This window comes from Dietzia sp. (assembly GCF_036741115.1).
Classification (GTDB): Bacteria; Actinomycetota; Actinomycetes; order Mycobacteriales; family Mycobacteriaceae; genus Dietzia.
The window spans coordinates 1-4,051 of sequence record NZ_DAINST010000136.1 but is presented as its reverse complement, the minus strand read 5'-3'; the positions used below and the strand labels follow the sequence as shown (position 1 = coordinate 4,051).

At 67.9% G+C, this 4,051-nt stretch carries 5 protein-coding genes and 1 pseudogene; 4 read left to right on the top strand and 2 right to left on the bottom strand.

Translation table 11 applies throughout. The annotated features are described in order from the left end of the window. Window positions 1–247: 247 nt before the first annotated feature. Window positions 248–436: a hypothetical protein gene (locus V7E05_RS13850; protein WP_333620215.1), complete on the bottom strand. Its 189-nt coding sequence runs from the start codon at window positions 434–436 to the stop codon at window positions 248–250. A gap of 380 nt (window positions 437–816) precedes the next feature. On the opposite strand from V7E05_RS13850, the gene msrA reads away from it, so the two are divergent. Further along, window positions 817–1,512, top strand: coding sequence for a peptide-methionine (S)-S-oxide reductase MsrA (gene msrA / locus V7E05_RS13845; RefSeq protein WP_442891688.1), 696 nt, complete (start codon window positions 817–819; stop codon window positions 1,510–1,512). Window positions 1,513–1,598: 86 nt separating this feature from the next. Here the strand turns inward: msrA and V7E05_RS13840 are convergent, their stop codons facing one another. Further along, complete coding sequence (locus V7E05_RS13840) at window positions 1,599–2,561, bottom strand: TIGR03560 family F420-dependent LLM class oxidoreductase (RefSeq protein ID WP_333620214.1); 963 nt, start codon at window positions 2,559–2,561, stop codon at window positions 1,599–1,601. A 166-nt stretch (window positions 2,562–2,727) separates the two neighbouring features. On the opposite strand from V7E05_RS13840, the pseudogene V7E05_RS13835 reads away from it, so the two are divergent. The 3 genes and pseudogenes from V7E05_RS13835 to V7E05_RS13825 form a co-directional block, all read left to right on the top strand. Next, window positions 2,728–2,934 (top strand): annotated as a pseudogene (locus tag V7E05_RS13835) (low temperature requirement protein A); the annotation flags it as partial. 20 nt (window positions 2,935–2,954) lie between these two features. Further along, the gene (locus tag V7E05_RS13830) at window positions 2,955–3,194 is read left to right on the top strand and encodes a hypothetical protein (protein WP_333620217.1); all 240 of its coding nucleotides are present in this window, start codon (window positions 2,955–2,957) and stop codon (window positions 3,192–3,194) included. Window positions 3,195–3,276: 82 nt separating this feature from the next. Continuing rightward, the coding region (locus V7E05_RS13825) for a DUF4328 domain-containing protein (protein WP_333620213.1) at window positions 3,277–4,051 on the top strand (775 nt) is incomplete at its 3' end.

The window sequence follows — 4,051 nt, the reverse complement described above, 5'->3', positions numbered from 1 at the left end:
ATATGGGGCTCGAGAGCGCCGTAGTCGTAATCGAGATCCGGAAGAGTGTACTCGGCCATGGGGAGTCCTCTCTGCAATGAGTTATTGCCGTCTTTGTCGTCTGTGGATCCCTGGTGCGCGTCGCGGAAGCATGTTCGATCGCGACCCGCTCCGGGGAGTGTCGCTTGCGTTACCCACCATAGGGCGGAAAACGAGACTTGGCAGAAAGGGGGAATATGCGCTGGTCAGGGTGCTGTAAGGGAAGTGACTACAGGACGATCAGGAAGATGAGGATGGCCAGGGCGATGGCGGCGACGATGCTGCCCGTGACGAGCTGACGGTTGCGCTGCGCGGCTTCCTGATCGTTCGCGGAGTAGGTCTGAGAGTGCGAATCGGAGGACACCAGACTGCGCAGTCGCTGCTCGCCGTTGGAGACGTGGCGCATCGAAGACGACATGAGGGGTCCTTCCTGACTTCCGGGCTACACAGACCTTAATGCCACCGTCGAAGCTTTTCCAAAGAACTCCGGCGGATCAGCAAGCGGAATTAAAGCCGTCAACCTGGCAATTCGCTTGCATCTGCAAGCGATTGTCCACTGACTCTACGTTTGTAGCGAACCACGAACGGGTGCCACGGGCGGAAACGAAAATGTGGCGCTTGCCACAGCGAAATTCGGCCAGACGGGAAGGTTGCGCCCGCGCGCAGTTCGGGGCGAGGATCACACTTTCGTTTCGATCTGCACACGAGCGCGGATCACCCCGCCCGCACCCCACCCACGCCGACGACCGCTAGAGTTCCCGACCTGCCGGTTTGCGCTCCGGGAGTAGCCTTTGGGACATGAGTTGGTTGGAAAATTCACTGAACGCCGCGATGCTCCGCTCCCGCGTGGACCTCGCTCCCGCCGAGGTCGTCGGCGAGGCCGATGCGCTGCCGGGCCGCGACGCGGAGATGCCGGTCGCGCCCGCGAACCTCGCCACGGGGAACCCGATGCGCGGCCCGTTCCCCGAGGGCCACGAGCAGATCGTCCTCGGCCTCGGCTGCTTCTGGGGCGCCGAGAAGCGCATGTGGCAGCTCGATGGCGTGTGGACCACGGCCGCCGGGTACGCCGGCGGCTGGACGAAGAACCCGACCTACGAAGAGACCTGTACCGGGTCCACGGGGCACACGGAGGCCGTGCTCGTCGACTACGACCCCGCCGTCATCTCCACCGAACAGGTCCTCCAGGCCTTCTTCGAGTCGCACGATCCCACGACCCGCAACCGCCAGGGGAACGACATCGGCACGCAGTACCGCTCGGCGATCTTCGCGACGACCCCCGAGCAGCTGGCCACCGCCGAGGCGATGGCCAAGCGCTACGAGGCCGTGCTCGCGGAAGAGGGATTCTCGGATGTGACGACGGAGGTGGGCCTTCTCTCGGACGTCCGCTCCGGCGAGTTCTACTACGCGGAGGACTACCACCAGCAGTATCTGCTCAAGAATCCCAACGGCTACGACTGCCACGCGCGAACCGGGGTGGCCTGCCCGATCGGCTGAGCGCGGGGTCGGGGGACTGTCGTTCGGAGAACCCGGGGGAGGGCGGTGCCCGGCGACGTAATCGCCGGGCCGCCCGCCACGTCGGCTCAGAGCTCGGGCATGACCTTCTCGGCGACGAGCGCGAGGTGGTCGAGGTCCCGCAGATCGAGGAACTGCAGGTAGATGCGCGAGATCCCGGTCTCCGCCGCGTAGGACTTCGCCTTGGCGATGATCTCCTCGGGCGTGCCTGCGAGCCCGTTCTCGCGTAGCTCGGCGGGCTCGCGCCCGATGGCCGCGGCGCGGCGCTCGATCTCCGCATTGGATTCCCCGCAGCACACGACCTGCGCGGCCGAGCGCAGCAGAGTCTTCGGGTCGCGTCCCTGCTCGGCGCAGATCGCGTCGACGTTGGCGTTGATCCGCGCGGTGTCCGCGGCCGAGGCGAAGGGGACGTTGAACTCGTCGGCGAAGCGCGCGGCCAGGCTCGGGGTCCGCTTCTTTCCGTGGCCTCCCACGATGATCGGAAGTCGCTCCTGCAGCGGTCGCGTAAGCATCGGCGAATCGGTGAGCTCGAGGCGGTGGCCGGAGAAATCGAACGTGGCCGAGCGGTCGCTGGACTCCGGGTACCACCACGCATCGAGCGCGGAGAGGGAGTCCTCGAGGTCGTCAAATCGCTCGCGCACCGTGGGCAGGGGAATGCCGAAGGCGCTGTGCTCGTCGTCGTACCAGCCGGCGCCGAGGCCGAGTTCGACACGGCCGCCGCTCATCGCGTCGACCTGAGCGACGGAGACGGCGAGAGGGCCGACGTGGCGGAAGGTATTCGAGGTGAGCAGGGTGCCGAGACGGATTGTCGAGGTGTCGCGCGCGAGCCCGGCGAGCGTGATCCACGCGTCGGTGGCGCCCGGCTCGCCGCTCACGTCGCCCATCTTGAGGTAGTGGTCCGAGCGGAAGAACGCGCCGTAGCCGAGTTCCTCGGTGGCCTTCGCGGCTTCGAGGAGCATGGCGTAGTCCGCGCCCAGCTGGGGCTCGGTGAATACGCGGAGTTCGATGGTGCCGTCGGTTCTCGTGCTCACGGTTTCTCCTCGGATTGTTCAAATCGGTATGTGTCGTGGATGGGCGCGGCGGAGGGATCTCCTGTGCCGCCGTGACAGCTTCAAGCGTAGGCGGATTCCTGCCCGGCGTGCAGCGCGCGCCGTGCCGTTAGTGTGAGTTGGCTGCTACGTCGAAGTGGAGGGAACCATGGAAGATACGGAGCAGCGAGAGGACCGGTTCCGGCTGCTGCCGATGCGGCCGCGGGACCCGGGCAAGTCCGGCCGCACGGCGTCGATGCTCGAGCTCTTCTTCGACCTCGTCTTCGTCGTGGCCGTCGGCACCGCCTCGACTTCGCTCAGCGGCACGCTGGGCGAGGGACACGTCGTGGACGGGGTGCTCCACTTCGCCCTGGTGTTCTTCGGGATTTGGTGGGCGTGGATGAACTCCACGTGGTTCGCCACGTCGTTCGAGCAGTCGGGGTCGCCTGCGCTCAGTTGCTGTGGGTTCTCGCCCTCCTCCTGCCGGACGGGGCTTTCGGATGGGTCGTGCCGGTTCTGGTCCTCGTCGACCCGATCATCCCCGTCCCGTTCGTGATTACCGCGGTGGTGATGGCGCTGCTCGTCGCGCTGTTCGTGTGGCGTGGCCCGGGGCGCGAGGTGGTCGAGACCGAATAAGTGGCGGCTCTGGCAAGCGCGCGATAGCGGGCAGACCTCCATCCGCCGCCGCGCGGAAGTGACGATGTGCCAGCATGGGTTCGTGCAGCCCCTCAGAACCCAGCAGCAGACTCGCCGACCGGCGGGCGCGCAGCGCTGGCGCTGGCTCGCGCACCCCCCGTACGGAACTCCCGGCGCCCCGCCCTCCCCGGAGGAGGCCGCCGAGCAGGCCCGCGAGCGCCGGGCCAGCGAGGAGTTCCTCCGCCGCTCCGATCCCAGCCCCGCCTACGGGCGCAATCCTGGCTGGGGGCTGCCGACGCTCGCAGCCGGCTTCGCCCCCGCAGACGCCGGAACCCAAATGCCCCCCGAGACCCCGCGCGGCGTCGTCGGTCGCCGACTCGAATTCCTCGACACCGCCGCCCGCGTGCTCCTCCTGCTCGGCACGATCGCCGCGGTCCTCGGGCTCGGCCGCTACGTCCTCCTCGTCGCGATGCGGGGCGAGACCGTGGCGTGGTGGGTGGAAACGGTGACGTCGTGGGTCACGCGTTTCGCGTACGCGGCGTCCTTCGTGTCGGCCCTGGTGCTGCTCGTCGCGGCGGTGCGGGCCCTGCTCGCCGCCCGCGACCTCGCATACTCGGAGAGAGGCGGGGACCCGAGGAACACGTGGGTGATGGCGGCGTGCGGCGTCATCCCGGGGTTGAACCTCCTCTACCTGCCCGTCTACCTCCGAGAGATCGAGCCGGCCGAAGGCATCGGGCGGGGGCCGCGCGGCGCCGACCCGCGGATGTGGCGGCGGCTCCGGGTGTGTTGGTGGATCCTGGTGGCGAACCAGCTCGTAGGCGCCGTCTACTGGTGGCAGGTGCTGCGCGCCGGCACGC

Excerpts from the sequence above, each read along its gene's own strand:
- V7E05_RS13850 (WP_333620215.1), bottom strand. The coding sequence starts at position 436 with ATGTCGTCTTCGATGCGCCACGTCTCCAACGGCGAGCAGCGACTGCGC.
- msrA (WP_442891688.1), top strand. The coding sequence starts at position 817 with ATGAGTTGGTTGGAAAATTCACTGAACGCCGCGATGCTCCGCTCCCGC.